This is a genomic window from Variovorax sp. Root411 (assembly GCF_001425205.1).
GTDB lineage: Bacteria > Pseudomonadota > Gammaproteobacteria > Burkholderiales > Burkholderiaceae_C > Variovorax.
In genome coordinates this window covers 1-15,025 of sequence record NZ_LMDW01000015.1, presented here as the reverse complement: position 1 = coordinate 15,025, position 15,025 = coordinate 1, and the positions used below count along the sequence as shown (strand labels likewise).

15 protein-coding genes are annotated in these 15,025 nt (G+C 67.7%); 7 read left to right on the top strand and 8 right to left on the bottom strand.

Features of this window, described 5'->3' with window-relative positions; translation table 11 throughout:
• Positions 1 to 30: 30 nt before the first annotated feature.
• Positions 31 to 2,076 carry a PEP/pyruvate-binding domain-containing protein gene (locus tag ASC92_RS14160; RefSeq protein WP_056516497.1) on the top strand — a complete coding sequence of 682 codons (2,046 nt, stop codon included), beginning with the start codon at positions 31 to 33 and terminating at the stop codon, positions 2,074 to 2,076.
• A gap of 4 nt (positions 2,077 to 2,080) precedes the next feature.
• Here the strand turns inward: ASC92_RS14160 and ASC92_RS14155 are convergent, their stop codons facing one another.
• Positions 2,081 to 2,992: an MBL fold metallo-hydrolase gene (locus ASC92_RS14155; protein ID WP_056516494.1), complete on the bottom strand. Its 912-nt coding sequence runs from the start codon at positions 2,990 to 2,992 to the stop codon at positions 2,081 to 2,083.
• A gap of 75 nt (positions 2,993 to 3,067) precedes the next feature.
• Here ASC92_RS14155 and ASC92_RS14150 point away from each other — a divergent pair, with 75 nt between their 5' ends.
• The 3 genes from ASC92_RS14150 to ASC92_RS14140 are packed head-to-tail and all read left to right on the top strand — an operon-like array spanning position 3,068 to position 4,295.
• Positions 3,068 to 3,391, top strand: a complete 324-nt coding sequence (locus tag ASC92_RS14150) for an ArsR/SmtB family transcription factor (protein ID WP_056516492.1) — start codon at positions 3,068 to 3,070, stop codon at positions 3,389 to 3,391.
• Positions 3,392 to 3,393: 2 nt separating this feature from the next.
• On the top strand, positions 3,394 to 3,831 hold the full coding sequence (locus tag ASC92_RS14145; RefSeq protein ID WP_056516489.1) for a YeeE/YedE family protein: 438 nt from the start codon (positions 3,394 to 3,396) through the stop codon (positions 3,829 to 3,831).
• 20 nt (positions 3,832 to 3,851) lie between these two features.
• On the top strand, positions 3,852 to 4,295 hold the full coding sequence (locus ASC92_RS14140; RefSeq protein ID WP_056516486.1) for a YeeE/YedE family protein: 444 nt from the start codon (positions 3,852 to 3,854) through the stop codon (positions 4,293 to 4,295).
• A 6-nt stretch (positions 4,296 to 4,301) separates the two neighbouring features.
• On the opposite strand, the gene ASC92_RS14135 is transcribed toward ASC92_RS14140, so the two are convergent.
• The 3 genes from ASC92_RS14135 to ASC92_RS14125 all read right to left on the bottom strand — a co-directional run bounded on the left by ASC92_RS14135 (position 4,302) and on the right by ASC92_RS14125 (position 8,195).
• Positions 4,302 to 6,233: a TRAP transporter large permease gene (locus ASC92_RS14135; RefSeq protein WP_056516483.1), complete on the bottom strand. Its 1,932-nt coding sequence runs from the start codon at positions 6,231 to 6,233 to the stop codon at positions 4,302 to 4,304.
• A gap of 61 nt (positions 6,234 to 6,294) precedes the next feature.
• Positions 6,295 to 6,963, bottom strand: coding sequence for a TRAP transporter small permease subunit (locus ASC92_RS14130; protein ID WP_056516481.1), 669 nt, complete (start codon positions 6,961 to 6,963; stop codon positions 6,295 to 6,297).
• Between the two features lie 122 nt (positions 6,964 to 7,085).
• Positions 7,086 to 8,195: a TRAP transporter substrate-binding protein gene (locus ASC92_RS14125; protein WP_056516478.1), complete on the bottom strand. Its 1,110-nt coding sequence runs from the start codon at positions 8,193 to 8,195 to the stop codon at positions 7,086 to 7,088.
• A 179-nt stretch (positions 8,196 to 8,374) separates the two neighbouring features.
• Here ASC92_RS14125 and ASC92_RS14120 point away from each other — a divergent pair, with 179 nt between their 5' ends.
• The gene (locus tag ASC92_RS14120; protein WP_056516475.1) at positions 8,375 to 8,785 is read left to right on the top strand and encodes a rhodanese-like domain-containing protein; all 411 of its coding nucleotides are present in this window, start codon (positions 8,375 to 8,377) and stop codon (positions 8,783 to 8,785) included.
• 273 nt (positions 8,786 to 9,058) lie between these two features.
• Here ASC92_RS14120 and lysM read toward each other — a convergent pair whose 3' ends face one another.
• Entirely contained in the window at positions 9,059 to 9,520 is a 462-nt protein-coding gene (gene lysM, locus ASC92_RS14115; RefSeq protein WP_056516470.1) for a peptidoglycan-binding protein LysM, read from the bottom strand.
• A 135-nt stretch (positions 9,521 to 9,655) separates the two neighbouring features.
• Between lysM and ASC92_RS14110 the strand changes: the two genes are divergently transcribed.
• A complete protein-coding gene (locus tag ASC92_RS14110) occupies positions 9,656 to 10,441 on the top strand; it encodes a type III pantothenate kinase (RefSeq protein WP_056516467.1) in 786 nt (261 codons plus the stop codon).
• A gap of 16 nt (positions 10,442 to 10,457) precedes the next feature.
• On the opposite strand, the gene ASC92_RS14105 is transcribed toward ASC92_RS14110, so the two are convergent.
• The 3 genes from ASC92_RS14105 to ASC92_RS14095 are packed head-to-tail and all read right to left on the bottom strand — an operon-like array spanning position 10,458 to position 13,502.
• Positions 10,458 to 11,780: a serine hydrolase domain-containing protein gene (locus ASC92_RS14105; RefSeq protein ID WP_056517776.1), complete on the bottom strand. Its 1,323-nt coding sequence runs from the start codon at positions 11,778 to 11,780 to the stop codon at positions 10,458 to 10,460.
• Between the two features lie 20 nt (positions 11,781 to 11,800).
• Positions 11,801 to 12,616, bottom strand: a complete 816-nt coding sequence (locus ASC92_RS14100; RefSeq protein ID WP_056516464.1) for a crotonase/enoyl-CoA hydratase family protein — start codon at positions 12,614 to 12,616, stop codon at positions 11,801 to 11,803.
• A 37-nt stretch (positions 12,617 to 12,653) separates the two neighbouring features.
• Positions 12,654 to 13,502, bottom strand: a complete 849-nt coding sequence (locus ASC92_RS14095; protein ID WP_056516461.1) for a 3-hydroxybutyryl-CoA dehydrogenase — start codon at positions 13,500 to 13,502, stop codon at positions 12,654 to 12,656.
• Positions 13,503 to 13,684: 182 nt separating this feature from the next.
• Between ASC92_RS14095 and purT the strand changes: the two genes are divergently transcribed.
• Entirely contained in the window at positions 13,685 to 14,887 is a 1,203-nt protein-coding gene (gene purT, locus ASC92_RS14090) for a formate-dependent phosphoribosylglycinamide formyltransferase (RefSeq protein WP_056516458.1), read from the top strand.
• The last annotated feature ends 138 nt before the right edge of the window (positions 14,888 to 15,025 follow it).

The window sequence follows — 15,025 nt, the reverse complement described above, 5'->3', positions numbered from 1 at the left end:
TCGGAAACCGGCTGTAAGGAAGAAATCTCCATGAAAAACCAGGATCGCGCACGCCCCACGGGCGCCATGCGCTCCGAAACCGATAGCTTGATCGCGCTGTGCGCAGCGCTCGCCATGGTTCTGGCGGCCATGCCCGCCGCGGCCCAGCTGGCGCGCAAGCCCTCCTACTACCAGCAGCAGAACCAGCCGCTGCCCGAAGGCCCGGCCGCGCAGCTCGCGCCACGCCCGGCGGTACCCTCGTCTTTGCCTGCGCTGCGCAGCCAGGGCGACTTCGACCAGCTGGCGCGCGTCTACGACGCCGGCACGCCGATGCAGCTCGCGCACGTGCTGTTCGCCATCGACCGGCAGGCGAAGCCGGCGCGCACGTACTACATCGACACGCCGCGCTACCAGCTGCACGTGCGCTTCCTGCGCGACACCCGGCTCGTGCCGAACACGATCAAGCGCGAGATCGACCGCAACTACCTCGTGCCCGACCGCCGCTTCCTGTTCGGCACGCTGAGCTGGCAACAGAACATCGGCACCTTCACCTACGAGTTCTGGGAGGGCGACCGGCTCACTGTGCCGCTGCTGCGGCAGGCCGATGCGCAGGTCAAGGCCAGCTTCTTCGCGCCCGTGAAGTTCAAGACCAACTCCACGCTGCACGAGCGCGTGGCGAAGGAAGTCGGCATCGACTTCGTGAGCCAGGAGGCGCTGATCCGCGAGCAGCCTTTTCTGCCGATGAACCTCGGCACCGCCACCGGCCGCGTGCGCATCGTGGACGACGAATCGGGCATCAACGCGCTGTTGCCCGACGATATCGCCGTGCTGCGGCAGGTGCCGATCAGCCTGCCGCCGGTGGCCGGCGTGCTGACCGAGCGGCCGTCGACCGCGCTGTCGCACGTCAACCTGCTGGCCAAGGGCTGGGGAATTCCGAACGCCTACGTGCGCGATGCCGCCACGGTGCTGAAGGCGCACGCGGGCCAGTGGGTGGCGCTGAAGGTGGCGGCCTCGGGCTACCAGGTGCGCCGCCTCGCGCCCGAAGAGATCGCCGCCCTGCCGCCGCGCACCGTGCGCACCGCCGCCACCGGCGCGACGCCCGGTAGCGCGCGCGCCATCAGGCCCGACCTGCACGAAACCCGTCTGTTGCCGTTGGCCTCGCTGCGCGCGCGCAACAACGCGCAATGCGGCACCAAGGCCGCGAACCTCGGCGCCATGCTGGCCGCGCACATTCCGGGCACGTCGGTGCCCGACGGCTTCTGCATTCCGTTTGCGCACTACGACCGCTTCATGCGCGCCAACGGCCTGGCCGAACGCATCGCGCGCATGCAGCAGCAGCCGGGCTTCGCGAGCGATCCGAAGGCCCGGCAGAAGGCGCTGGCGCAGCTGCGCGAAGAGATCGTGCAATGGCCTGTCGATGCCGCCACCGCCGCCGCATGGCGCGCCGCGTGGCAGTCGCAACTGGGCGGCGGCGGCGTGTTCGTGCGCAGCTCGTCCAACTCCGAAGACCTGCCCGGCTTCAGCGGCGCGGGGCTCTACACCACGGTGCCCAACGTCAAGACCGGCGATGCGCTCGAGGTCGCGGTGAAGAAGGTCTGGGCCTCGGTCTTCAACCCCGAGGCCTGGGAGGCACGCAGCGCCGCAGGCTTCGGCGCCGAATCGGTGCTGATGGGGGTGTTCGTGCAGACCGCCATCGACTCGACCAACGCCGGCGTGATGATCACGCGCGACCCGTTCGACGCGGGGCATCCGCACGTCACCTACATCTCGGCCAAGCGCGGCATCGGCATTCGCGTGGTCGAGGGGCAGCGGGTGGCGGAGCAGGTGATGTATTCGAGCTGGTCGAAGGCCATCCAGGTGTTGAGCCGTTCGGCCGAAGAAACGTCGCTGCAGCTCGACAAGGACGGCGGGGTGAAGGAAGTGCCGGTGGAAGCCGGGCGCAGCGTGCTGACCGATGAACTGGTGGTGCGGCTGGCGAACGTGGGCGCAGCCGTGAAGCGCACCTTCAATGCGGCGGACCAGGACATCGAGTGGGCCACCATGGGCGACCGCATCGTGCTGCTGCAGGCGCGGCCGTACGTGGAGCGGCGGCGCTGAGCCTTCACTCCGGGGCGGCGGCGCCTCGACGGACCGGAAGGGCGTTCAGCGGAATGCGCAGGTAGGCCACCCCGTTGTCGTCGGGCGGCGGAAATCGCCCGGCGCGCACGTTGACCTGCATCGACGGCAGGATCAGCGTCGGCACGTCGAGCGTGGCGTCGCGCGCGGTGCGCATGCGCACGAATTCTTCTTCGCCGATGCCGTCGCGCACGTGGATGTTGTGGGCGCGCTGTTCCGCGACGCTGCTCTGCCAGCGGGGCTCGCGCGTGGCGGGCGGATAGTCGTGGCAGACATAGATGGTCGTCTCGGGCGGCAGGGCGAGCAGCCGGTGCATCGAGCGGTAGAGCTGGCGCGCATCGCCGCCCGGAAAATCGGCGCGCGCGCTGCCCAGGTCGGGCATGAAGAGCGTGTCGCCGACGAAGACCGTGCCGTCCACGAGGTACGCCATGTCGGCTGGCGTGTGGCCGGGCACCAGGAGCGCGACCGCCTCGGCGTCGCCGATGCGGAAGGACTCGCCGTCCTTGAAGAGATGGTCGAACTGGCTGCCGTCGGGCAGGAAGTCGCGCTCCAGGTTGTAGAGCGTGCGAAAGGTGGCCTGCACCGTGCGGATGTGCTCGCCGATGGCGATGCGCCCGCCGGCCTGCGACTGCACATGGCGCGCGCCCGAGAGGTGGTCGGCATGCGCGTGGGTCTCAAGGATCCAGTCGACCTGCAGCGCCTGCGCGCGCACATAGGTCAGCAGGCGGTCGGCGGGGGCGGTGCTGGTGTGGCCGGACTTGAAGTCGTACGCCAGCACCGGATCGATGATCGCGGCGTGCTTCGTGGCGTGATCCCAGATCACGTAGGACACCGTGCCCGTCACGGGATCGAAGAATGCCTGGGTGGTGGTGCGGCGGGGCGCTGCGGTCGTCGTCATGGGCACTCCTTCAGTCAAGCTGCTGATATTATATGAATTGATATAATATTGGCGAACTAACTGAAATTGCCCTCCATGAAGGCTTCCACCCTCGTCATCGATCCCGAAGTGCTGCGCGGCGGTGCCCGCCAGGCGGTCGGGGTGCTCAAGCTGCTGGCCAACGAAGACCGGCTGCTGCTGCTGTGCCAGCTCTCGCAGGGCGAGATGTGCGTGAGCGACCTCGAAAGCGCGCTGGGCATCCGCCAGCCCACCTTGTCACAGCAACTCTCGGTGCTGCGCGCGGAAGGCGTGGTCAGCACCCGCCGCGAGGGAAAGAACATCCACTACAGCGTGGCCGACGCCGCCCTGCTCGACATCCTCGCGGTGCTCTACCGCCTCTACTGCCCGAAGGAAAGCTGAAGATGCCCGCCATCGACTGGCTCCATTTCACGCCATGGACCGCGCTGGCCGGCGGCGTTCTCATCGGCATCGCCGCGGCGATGTTCGTGCTGCTCAACGGGCGCATCGCGGGCATCAGCGGCGTGCTGGGCGGCTTGCTGCGACCCGTGAAAGGCGATGCGGCCTGGCGCGCGGCCTTCGTGCTCGGGCTGGTCGCTGCGCCCGCCGCCTACGGGCTGTTCGCCGTGCTGCCTGCTGCGCGGATCGATGCCGGCCACGGCGCGCTCGTGCTGGCCGGCCTGCTGGTGGGCGTGGGCACGCGCTACGGCGCGGGTTGCACCAGCGGCCACGGCGTGTGCGGCGTGGCGCGGCTGTCGCCGCGTTCGCTGGCCGCCACCGGGGTTTTCATGGCCGCCGGATTCGCCACGGTGTTCGTGGCGCATCATCTGTTGAACCTGTGACGAAGGAGCGATTCGCCCTCATGCCGACCGTCATCGCCTCCCTGCTCGTCGGCCTGGTCTTCGGGCTCGGCCTCATCGTCTCCGGCATGGCCAATCCGGCCAAGGTGCTCGGTTTTCTCGACCTTGCCGGCGCCTGGGACCCCTCGCTCGCATTCGTGATGGGCGGGGCGGTGGCGGTGAGCGCCGTCGCCTTCCTGTTCGCGCGCCGGCGCAAGCTGTCGCTGCTCGGCGCGCCGATCATGCTGCCCACCGCGCGACGTATCGATCGCCGCCTCGTCGGCGGCAGCCTGCTGTTCGGCGTTGGCTGGGGCGTGGCGGGCTTCTGTCCCGGCCCCGCGCTGGTCTCGCTCGGCACGGGCGAGTTCAAGGCCGTGGTCTTCGTGGGCGCCATGCTGCTGGGCATGGACCTGTTCGAACTGATCGAGCTCCGCCGCGCGCTGCGCCCGGCTTCAGGCGCAGCCTGAGCGCCATCAGCCGTACAGATACTGCGGCAGCCACAGCGTCAGCCCCGGCCAGATGTACATGAACACCATGCACAGGATGACGATCAGCATGTACGGCATCATCCCCGCGAAGATCTGGTTGAGCGTCACGTGCGAGGGCGAAACTCCCTTCAGGTAGAAGGCCGACATCGCCACCGGCGGCGAAAGGAAAGCCGCCTGCAGGTTCACGAACACCAGCACGCCGAACAGCAGCGGATCGATCTGGAAGTGCGCGAGCAGCGGCAGGAAGATGGGCACGAAGATCACGATGATCTCGGTCCATTCCAGCGGCCAGCCCAGCACGAAGATGATCGCCTGCGACAGCAGCAGGAACTGCAGCGGGCTGAGGTTCATGCCCAGCACCCATTCCTCGATGATGCGCTGGCCGCCCAGCAGCGCGAACACCGCCGAGAACAGCGCCGAGCCCACGAACAGCCAGCAGACCATCGACGTGGTCTTGAGCGTGAGGAACACCGCCTCCTTGGTCTTCTTGAAGTCCAGCGTGCCGGCTTGCCACGCCATCAGGAAGGCGCCGGCCGCACCGACCGCCGCGGACTCGGTGGCGGTCGTGATGCCGAACAAAATCACGCCCAGCACCACCAGCGTGAGCGTGGCCAGCGGCATCACCGACGACACCAGCATGCGCAGGATCTCGAACTGCTCCGCGTCCATGCGCCAGTAGTACCACGCGAGCAGCGCGATCGTGAAGAGGCTGGCGAGCAGGAAGCCTGTGTAGAAGGCCTCGGGCACCGCGGCGATCTTTGGCGCATCGACGGCCTCGCCGAGCTGCTGCAGGCCGCCCTCCGCAGCCGGTGGGGCCGAAGCGGCTTCGCTGCCGGGTGGTTCCTCGACACCGCCAGGGGGCTCCTGCAGGCCGCCTTCCGATGCGGACTCCTTCGGTTCATCGGACGTCGGCGGCTCGGCGAGCCCGGTGCCGGAGGAAGACGCTGACGCAGCCTCGGGGTGCGCCGCCGCGGTCTTCTGCGTCGCCTGCTGCTGCGCGACCGGCGTGTTGTCGTCCTTCTGCGAGTAGATCGTCACGTACCACCAGACCGCGCCCAGCGTTGCGGCCGCGAGCGCCAGCGGCACCAGCGCATTCAGCAGGCTGCGCAGCAGCAGCCACCACGTGATGCGCACGCCCTGCGCCGCGCCGTGCATGGCACGCGCGGGCGATACCACGGCCGCGAACAGCGCCGGCAGCATGCGCGGCGAATAACTGGCCGCGATGTGCGCGACCCACGGCGTGACCGGTGCGCGCTGCCGGTCGGGCGGCAGCTTCGGCGCTACCTTCGGCTGCAGCATGGCCCAGCCGATCACGTAGAGCAGGTAGAGAAACGCGAGGAAGAAACCCGGGAACATCGCGGCCGCATAGAGCTTCACCACCGACTGCCCGGCCACAGCCGCGTACACGATGATCATCACCGAGGGCGGAATGAGAATGCCGAGCGTGCCGCCCGCGGTGATCACGCCGGCCGCCAGCCGCGTGTCGTAGCCCGCATTGAGCATCGGCCGCATCGCGATCACGCCCATCAGCACCACCACCGCGCCGACCAGCCCGCTCGCGATGCCCCAGAAGGTGCAGACGATCAGCGTGGTCACGGCCAGCGAGCCCGGCACGCGGCGGAACGCGAGCTGCACGCTGTGGAACATCTTGTCGACCAGCGCGCCGCGCTCCATCACGTAGCCCATCAGCACGAACAGCGGAATAGACAGCAGCGTCTCGTTGGTCATGGCGCCGAAGGCGCGCTGCACCATCAGGTCGAAGACCTTGTTGTCCAGCCAGTGCGAGGCGGGATCGTAGAAAGCGATGAAGCCGAAGAACATGCCCAGCCCCATCAGCGTGAATGCCGTGGGGAAGCCCAGCATGATCACGACCACGATCAGGCCGAGCATCGAAAGGCCGAGTGCGGGTTCGCTCATTCCGTAACCTCCGCGCGACGCGCTGCGGTGAGAGCCCTCTTTGGAGCGGCCGGGCGGGGGCTCATACGCTGCCTCCCGTCGAATCGCTCTTGCGCTGCTGCGCGGCCTGTTCGATGGCCTTGGCCTTGTCGATCACCTCGCGCTTGGCGGCCTCGTCGACATAGGTGCTGCCCGCGAGCTGCTGGCCGACCACGTCCATCTCTTCCGCGTCTTTCAGGCGCGGCGTCCATGCGCCGGTCTTCAGGCACAGCACGCAGCGCACCATTTCCGCGATGCCCTGCAGCAGCAGCACCGCGCCGGCCACGGGGATCACGAACTTGAACGGATAGACCGGAATCGGGTCGGCGTTGAAAGTCTGCTCGCGCATCGCCAGCGATTCGCCGAAATAGGTCCAGCCCGACCAGGTGAGCGCCACCACGCCGGGCAGGAAGAACAGCACGAACAGCACGAGGTCGAGCGCGGCCTGCGTGCGCGGCTTCATGCTGCCGTAGAGGAAGTCGCCGCGCACGTGGCCCGCCTGCGAGAGCGTGTAGGCGCCGCCCATCATGAAGAGCGTGCCGTAGAGCATGTTGTTGGCGTCGAAGATCCAGGCGGTGGGCGCGTTGAGCGCATAGCGCTTGAACACTTCGCCGCACACCAGCAGCATCAGCGCCACGATGAGCCACGAGAAGGTCTTGCCCACGACCATGCTGAACCGGTCGACGGCGTGGAGGAAGCGTTGGATGGTCATGACAGCAAGAGCATGAAAGAGGCCCATTCGTGGAACACCGTGGAACCGGCTTTGCCGGGCCACCGGTGTTGCCCCCTGGAAGGGGGAAGGAGAAGCGACACGAAGTGCGCGAAGCCTGGGGGTCAGCTCTTCTTCTTGCCGAAGTAGTGGTTGTAGGCCATCTTGAAATCGACGCTGTAGTCGTTCTGCCACTGCAGCGCGCGCTCGGCGAATGTGCGCTGCGACTCCAGCACCTTCTTGAACAGCGGGTTTTCTCCGGACTTCTTCTCCACCGTCTTGTCCCACGCAGCAAGCTGCGCGCGCAGCACCGCGTCGGGCGTCTTGTAGAACTTGATGCCGGCCTTCTTCATGTCGGCATAGTCCTGCGAGTTGCGCTGCACGGCCTTCCAGCTCATGTCGGCGCTCGCGGCCTGCACCGCGTAGTCGATGATCGAGCGCAGCTCCTGCGACAGTGCGCTGTACTTGCCCTTGTTGAACAGCACCTCGAACTGCTCGCCCGACTGGTGGAAGCTCTGCAGCATGCAGTTCTTCACCACATCCGGGAAGCCGAGCACGCGGTCGCTCGACGCGTTGTTGAACTCGGCCGCATCGATCAGCCCGCGGTCCAGCGCGGGCACGATCTCGCTGCCGGGCAACGGGTTCACCGCCGTGCCCATCTCGGTGAACATGTCGACCGCCAGCCCGACGGTGCGGAACTTCAGGCCCTTCATGTCTTCCACCTTGGCCACCGGCTTCTTGAACCAGCCCAGCGGCTGCGTGGGCATCGGGCCGTAGAGGTACGACACCACTTCCATGTTCAGGCTCTTGTAGATCTCGTCGAGCAGGGCCTTGCCGCCGCCGTAGTTGTGCCAGGCCAGCACGGTGTTGGCGTCCATGCCGAAGCCCGGGCCCGATCCCCACAGCGCGAGCGCCGAATTCTTGCCGTAGTGGTAGGCCACCACGCCGTGGCCGCCGTCGAGCGTGCCCTTGTTCACCGCTTCGAGCAGCTGGAACGCGGGCACCACGGCGCCCGAGGGCAGCACCTCGATCTTGAGGCGCCCGCCGGCCATGTCATTGACCTTCTTGGCGAAGTCGTTGGCGTACTCGTGGAAGATGTCCTTGGCCGGCCAGGTGCTCTGGAAGCGCAGGGAAGTGGTCTGGGCCATGCTGACCATCGGCGCCGACATGGCGCCTGCGGCCACGGCCGCACCCTTGAGAAGGCTGCGGCGGCGGGGTGATTTGCTGTCTGTCATGTTGTCTCTCTCCAAACAAGTTCTGATGACGAAGAAACCCTGCCCGCAGTCTTGTCGCTATGTTCGGCAGGCCCAAGCCGCATCTTTGGCGCGCAAGAAAGCGCGACAAACAGGGTTTTCACGAACTGGTGAAGAATTCCGGTGATTGAAAACCGCATCGCAAAAAAGGAAGCAAGGAAATGACCGAGTCCATAGAGAAAAAGGGCTATGCCGGCGACGTGACGCCCGAGCAGGCCGCGCAATGGATGGCCAGCGGCGAGGCCGTGCTGGTCGACGTGCGCACCGACGCCGAGCGTGAATGGGTCGGCTACGTGCCCGGCGCCGTGCCGCTGGCCTGGAAGCAGTGGCCGGGCATGGCGATGAACCCCGCCTTCGACGACGGCATCCGCGCCGCCGTCGAAGGCAGGAAGAAGCTGGTGCTGCTATGCCGCAGCGGCGTGCGCTCCATCGCGGCCGCCAAGCGCGCGACCGAACTGGGCGCGGAGGCTTACAACATCCTCGAAGGCTTCGAGGGGAATCCGGACGAGCAGGGGCATCGTGGGCTCATCGGCGGCTGGCGCAAGCACGGGCTGCCTTGGAAGCAGAACTGAGTCGTTCCGGGCACGATCACGCCGACGGGGTACCTTGCTCCGCGAATGTCCCCCGCCCTTCGGGCTCCTCCTTTATTTCGCTGCGCAAGGCACCCCATCGGCGTGAGGCGAATGGCACCGGGTGCTCCCCGCAGCGAAATAAAGGAGGAGCCGAAGGCGGGGGACATTCGCGGAGGGGAGTACCCGGTGTCATTCGCACGCCCCCCGAAAGAAGCAAAAAGGCCCACCGATTTCTCGGCGGGCCCCTAGAGACTGTCCGCTTCGAGCGTCGCTTCAGAGCGGTGGAATGCGCAGCTTCTGCCCCGGATAAATCTTGTCCGGATTGCTCAGCATCGGCTTGTTCGCCTCGAAGATCGCGTTGTACTTGTTCGCATCGCCGTAGTATTTCTTCGAGATGGCCGAGAGCGTGTCGCCTCTGACCACGTCGTGGTACTGCGCGGGTGGCGCGGCCGGGGCGACGAGGTTGTTCTCGACGCTCGTCACGTTCGCCACGTTGCCCGCGGCCAGCGAGGCTTTTTCGCTGGCCTCCTGCGAAGGCGCCTGGCCCGCGAGGGTGACCACGCCGCTGCTCGCCGCGTAGGTCACCTCGAGCCCGGTAAGGCCCAGGTTCTGCGTTTCGATGTAGGTCTTGATGGCCGCAGCGGCGGCCTGGTTGGCGTCGGGCGTGGCGGCGTTGGCCGACGAGCCGCCGAACAGTTTTTCACCCGCCTCCTTGATGAAACTGAGCAAACCCATGGTGTTCTCCTTGTGCCGTGGTTGGTGGATGGACCCGTCAATTTAGCGGCGCGGCGGGGTTCGCCCGCGTAGTCCCATGCCGCGTGTGCGAGGCCCGCGAGCAGGAATAACAGCAAAGTCGCAATAATCCCGCGCATGCCATCCCCCTTCCTCGCCATCGACATCGGCAACACCCGCCTCAAATGGGCGCTCTACGACTCGGCCCGCCCCGGCGCCGAGTTGCAGGCGCACGGCGCCGAATTCCTCGACCACATCGAACGGCTGGCCGACGGCCCCTGGGCCGACCTGCCGGCGCCCGGTTCCATGCTGGGCTGCGTGGTGGCCGGGGACGCGGTGCGCCGGCGTGCCGAGGAACAGATCGTCGAGCGTTTCGACTGCGCGCCGCGCTGGGTGATGTCCAGCGCGGGCGAGGCCGGCATCGTGAACGGCTACGACCATCCGACGCGCCTGGGCGCCGACCGCTTCGTGGCGATGATCGGCGCGCGCCACCGCATGCTGGCCGCAAGGCCGGGGCAGCCGCCGCGGCCGATGGTGGTGGTGATGATCGGCACGGCAGTGACCGTCGAGGCGATCGACGCGGACGGCAGGTTCCTCGGCGGCCTGATCCTGCCGGGCCACGGCATCATGCTGCGCGCGCTGGAGTCGGGCACGGCCGGGCTGCACGTGCCGACCGGCGAGGTGCGCGAATTCCCCACCAACACCAGCGATGCGCTGACCAGCGGCGGCACCTACGCCATCGCCGGCGCGGTCGAGCGCATGGTGCAGCACGTGCGCTCGCATTGCGGCGCCGACCCGGCCTGCTACATGACCGGCGGCGCGGGCTGGAAGATGGCGCCCGTGATGAACGGGCACTTCGAGCTGGTCGAGAGCCTGATCATGGACGGGCTGCTCGTGATTGCCCGCGAGCGGGCCGCCGCATAGGAAGAAAGAAGCCGGCTCAGGGGCGCATCAGCGCTTCGCTCATCGCCTGGAACGCGGGCAGGGTCAGCGGATCGTTCCCGCCGTTGGCGGCCACCGGGTGCGCCGCGTAGCGCACGATCACCATCTCGGCCTTCGGGTCCACGTAGATGCTCTGGCCGTGGATGCCGCGCGCCATGTACGCGCCGTGCGGGTTGTGCGACACCCACCACATGTCGCGGTACGACCAGCCCTTGAGCAGCGGATAGCCGGCCTTCACGAACTTCGCCGGGTCGCCGCCGCGCTGGATGTCTTCCACCACCGCCTTCGGAATGGCCTGCTGCCCGTTGGAGGCGCGCCCGCCGTTGCGCATGGTCTCGCCGAAGCGGGCCAGGTCGCGCAGCACGGTGTTGAGGCCGCCGCCGCCCGACTCGGTGCCGATGCGGTCGACCATGAAGTACGCGTCCTGCTCGGCGCCGATGCGCCGCCAGATCTTCTCGCTCAGCAGGTCGGCCAGTGACTGGTTGCTGGCGCGGCGAAGGATCCAGGCGAGCACCTCGGCGTTGACCGTCTTGTAGGCGAAGGCATCGCCGTGCTCGCTTTCCTTCTTCAGCGTGACGAGGAATTCGTAGAACGACTTGGGGCCGGCGTAGTTCTGGCCCTGCGTGAGCATGCCGCCGGCACGGGCGTAGTCCCAGATCTCGGCCTTCGGGTCGGCGTAGTTCTCGGAGTAGTGCACGCCGACGGTCATGTCCATCACCTGGCGCACGGTGGCGTCGCCGTACGCCGTGTCCTTGAGTTCGGGGAGGTACTTGGTGACGGGCGCGGCCGGGTCGAGCTTGCCTTCGTCCGCGAGGATGGCCGCCAGCGTGCCCACGAAGGACTTGGTGACCGACATCGCGATGTGCGGGCGCTCGGGCGCGAGCGCGCCGAAGTACTTCTCGTAGACCACCTTGCCGCGGTGCATCACGAGGATGCCGTCGGTGTAGGTGCCGGCGATCATCTGGGCGAAGTTGAGCGTCTGGTCGCTGCCCAGGGGCTTGAAAGTGACCGCCTCGATGTCGAAGCGCGGCGTGGCCGCCGGCAGCGGGCTCGCCGCGCCGCTGCCGCGCCACACGTTGGCCGTGGGCACGGTCTCGCGCACGTGCGAGAAGCTCCAGCGCGTGCGCGGAAACACGCCACCGGCCGGGTTGTCGAAGGTGATGAGCTTGTCGGGCGCGGGCGGGAAGCCTTTCATCCAGCCCAGCGCGTCGACCGAGGTGGCCGCGGGGTCGGGCAGCGCGGCGGGCGCGGGTGTCTGGGCGGAGGTGGTGTTCACTGCGAGCAGGGCGGCGGCAAGCGTCGTGCGAATGAAAAGGGACATGGTGAGGTCGGTGAAGGTGATCAACGGCCGCTGAAGCGCGCCGGCCGGCGTTCGACGAAAGAGCGCACGCCCTCGGCGGCGTCCTCGCTGTTCGACAGGCGCTTCTGCGTCTCGATGAACTCCGACACCGCGGCCAGCGGCCCGTGCTCGATGGCCTTCAGCACGTTGAGCCGCGTGGCCACCACCGCCAGCGGCGCCTGGGCGGCGATGCGCTGCGCAATGGCTAGCGCCGCGTCGAGCTCCTGGCCGGCCGGCACCACCTTCTGCACGAAGTTGAGGCGATAGGCCTCGGCGCTGTCGAACTCGTCGGCCGTGAGCAGGTGCAGCATCGCGTTGCCCAGGCCGGCGCGCTCGGCCATACGCAGCGTGGCGCCGCCCGTGGCCATGATGCCGCGCTGCACTTCCATCTGCGAGAAGCGGCAGTCGTCGGCCGCCACCACGATGTCGGCGCCCAGCATCAGCTCGATGCCGACCGTGAAGCAGATGCCCTTCACGGCAGCCACCATCGGCTTGGTGCGGCGGCGGTAGCCTTCGAGCCCGAAGTCGTGCGGCTCGACCAGGCCCTGCGGGACCGCCTTCTCGCCACGCTTCATGTACTCGGCCACCGCCGGCAGGTCGAGGCCTGCCGTGAAGTGGTCGCCGAAGGCATGCAGCACGCCCACGCGCAGGTTGGGGTCGTCGCCGAGCCGGGTGTAGGCCTCGGCGAGCTGCCTGAACATCGGCGGCGTCCAGCCGTTGCGCTTGGCAGGGCGGTTGATGCCGATCAGCAGCACGTGGCCGAGCACCTCGGTGTCGATGCAGCCCTCGGCTGGCGGGGTGGTGGGGGTCGCAGTCATCGGTCTTGTCTCCGTGTTGTTGTTATGGCTCTGCAGCTCAGTAGGTGTACACGCCGCGACCGGTCTTGCGGCCGAGCTGGCCCGCGGCGACCATTTCCTTCAGCAGCGGGCAGGGGCGGTACTTGGAGTCGCCGAACTGCTCGAGGTACACCTCCATCACCGCCAGGCACACGTCCAGGCCGATCATGTCGGCCAGCGCCAGCGGCCCGATCGGCTGATTGCACCCCAGCTTCATGCCGGCGTCGATGTCTTCCGCCGTGGCGATGCCTTCGGCCAGCACGAAGAAGGCCTCGTTGATCATCGGCACCAGGATGCGGTTGACCACGAAGCCCGGCGCGTTTTTCACGGTGATGGGCGACTTGCCCAGGCGCTCGGCCAGTGCCTTCACCGCGTCGTGCGTGGCGTCGCTCGTGAGGTAGCCGCGGATCAGCTCCACCAGCGCCATCATCGGCACCGGGTTGAAGAAGTGCATGCCGATGAAGCGGTCGGGGCGCGAGGTGGCGGCCGCGAGCTGGGTGATCGAGATCGACGAGGTGTTCGAGGCGATGATCACCTCGGGTGCCAGCATGTCGTCGACCTGCTTGAGGATCTTGAGCTTGAGCGCGTGGTTCTCGGTGGCCGCCTCGATGACCAGCTGCGCGCTCTTCAGGTCGTCGTAGTTGGTCGAGCCCTTGATGAGCGCCAGCGCGGCGGTCTTTTGCTCGGCGGTGAGCTTCTCTTTCTTGATCAGGCGGTCGAGGCTGCCCGACACCGTGGCCAGGCCCTTGTCGACCGCCGCCTGGGCGATATCGACCATCACCACGTTCACGCCGGCCACCGCGCAGGCCTGCGCGATGCCGTTGCCCATCGTTCCGGCGCCGATGATGCCGACAGTCTGGATAGCCATGAGAGAACTCCTTGAGGAAACAAAAAAAGGGGATGCACGGGGCGGGCGCCACGGCGAAACCATCGATTGTGAATCAGCCCCCAGGCCGGGCCGTTGCCGCGTGTGACACCCGGGCTTCGTGGGTGGCTTACAGTGCGGCGGTTGCTTTTTTCGCTCTTCCCCCGCTCTTTCGACCTCCGACCATGACCACCCTCGGCACTCCCCTTTCCCCCTCGGCAACCCGCGTGATGCTTCTCGGCTCCGGCGAACTCGGCAAGGAGGTGCTGATCGCCCTGCAGCGCCTCGGCGTCGAGACCATCGCGGTCGACCGCTATGAGAACGCGCCCGGCCAGCAGGTGGCCCACCACGCGCGCACCATCACCATGAGCGACCCCGCGCAGCTCAAGGCGCTGATCGAGGCCGAGAAGCCCACGCTGGTGGTGCCCGAGATCGAGGCCATCGCCACGCCGATGCTCCAGCAGCTCGAAGACGCGGGCGTGGTGCGCGTGATTCCCACCGCGCGCGCCGCCCGCCTGACCATGGACCGCGAAGGCATCCGCCGCCTGGCCGCCGAGACGCTGGGCGTGCCCACCAGCCCCTACAAGTTCTGCGACTCGCTGGCCGAGCTGCAGGCGGCCATCGACGGGGGCATCGGGTATCCGTGCATCGTCAAGCCCGTGATGAGCAGCTCCGGCAAGGGCCAGAGCAAGATCGACGGCCCCGCCGGCGTGCAGAAGGCCTGGGACTACGCCATGGCCGGCGGCCGCGTGAGCCACGGCCGCGTGATCGTCGAGGGCTTCATCGACTTCGACTACGAGATCACGCTGCTGACCGTGCGCGCCAGAGATGCCGCAGGCGCCGTGGAAACCAAGTTCTGCGACCCCATCGGCCACGTGCAGGTGAGTGGTGACTACGTGGAAAGCTGGCAGCCGCACCCCATGGCGCCCGCCGCGCTGCAGAAGGCGCAGCAGATCGCGCAGGCCGTCACGGCCGACCTCGGCGGGCAGGGCCTGTTCGGCGTGGAGCTGTTCGTGAAAGGCGACGAAGTCTGGTTCAGCGAGGTCAGCCCCCGTCCGCACGACACCGGAATGGTCACCATGGCCACCCAGTGGCAGAACGAGTTCGAGCTGCATGCGCGCGCCATCCTCGGCCTGCCGGTCGACACTTCGCTCAAGAGCCCGGGCGCCAGCGCCGTGATCTACGGCGGCGTGGACGCCACCGGCATCGCCTTCGACGGCGTGGCCGAGGCCCTGCAGGTGCCCGGCAGCGACGTGCGCCTGTTCGGCAAGCCCGAGAGCTTCGCCAAGCGCCGCATGGGCGTGGCGCTGGTGCACGCGGCCGACACCGACACGGCCCGCGTGCTGGCCAAGGAAGCCGCCTCGCGCGTGAAGCCTCGCAAGGCCTGACGCTGTTCTTGGGGGGGGGGGCTTGGGCGCCTCTTGTTCGGGGCGCGTGCACAGGCCGCCGGGTACTCCCCTCCGCGAATGTCCCCCGCTTCGCTCCTCCTTTATTTCGCTGCGGGGAGCACCCGACGCCCTGTGCAC

Excerpts from the sequence above, each read along its gene's own strand:
- ASC92_RS14160 (WP_056516497.1), top strand. The coding sequence starts at position 31 with ATGAAAAACCAGGATCGCGCACGCCCCACGGGCGCCATGCGCTCCGAA.
- ASC92_RS14155 (WP_056516494.1), bottom strand. The coding sequence starts at position 2,992 with ATGACGACGACCGCAGCGCCCCGCCGCACCACCACCCAGGCATTCTTC.
- ASC92_RS14150 (WP_056516492.1), top strand. The coding sequence starts at position 3,068 with ATGAAGGCTTCCACCCTCGTCATCGATCCCGAAGTGCTGCGCGGCGGT.
- ASC92_RS14145 (WP_056516489.1), top strand. The coding sequence starts at position 3,394 with ATGCCCGCCATCGACTGGCTCCATTTCACGCCATGGACCGCGCTGGCC.
- ASC92_RS14140 (WP_056516486.1), top strand. The coding sequence starts at position 3,852 with ATGCCGACCGTCATCGCCTCCCTGCTCGTCGGCCTGGTCTTCGGGCTC.
- ASC92_RS14135 (WP_056516483.1), bottom strand. The coding sequence starts at position 6,233 with ATGAGCGAACCCGCACTCGGCCTTTCGATGCTCGGCCTGATCGTGGTC.
- ASC92_RS14130 (WP_056516481.1), bottom strand. The coding sequence starts at position 6,963 with ATGACCATCCAACGCTTCCTCCACGCCGTCGACCGGTTCAGCATGGTC.
- ASC92_RS14125 (WP_056516478.1), bottom strand. The coding sequence starts at position 8,195 with ATGACAGACAGCAAATCACCCCGCCGCCGCAGCCTTCTCAAGGGTGCG.
- ASC92_RS14120 (WP_056516475.1), top strand. The coding sequence starts at position 8,375 with ATGACCGAGTCCATAGAGAAAAAGGGCTATGCCGGCGACGTGACGCCC.
- lysM (WP_056516470.1), bottom strand. The coding sequence starts at position 9,520 with ATGGGTTTGCTCAGTTTCATCAAGGAGGCGGGTGAAAAACTGTTCGGC.
- ASC92_RS14110 (WP_056516467.1), top strand. The coding sequence starts at position 9,656 with ATGCCATCCCCCTTCCTCGCCATCGACATCGGCAACACCCGCCTCAAA.
- ASC92_RS14105 (WP_056517776.1), bottom strand. The coding sequence starts at position 11,780 with ATGTCCCTTTTCATTCGCACGACGCTTGCCGCCGCCCTGCTCGCAGTG.
- ASC92_RS14100 (WP_056516464.1), bottom strand. The coding sequence starts at position 12,616 with ATGACTGCGACCCCCACCACCCCGCCAGCCGAGGGCTGCATCGACACC.
- ASC92_RS14095 (WP_056516461.1), bottom strand. The coding sequence starts at position 13,502 with ATGGCTATCCAGACTGTCGGCATCATCGGCGCCGGAACGATGGGCAAC.
- purT (WP_056516458.1), top strand. The coding sequence starts at position 13,685 with ATGACCACCCTCGGCACTCCCCTTTCCCCCTCGGCAACCCGCGTGATG.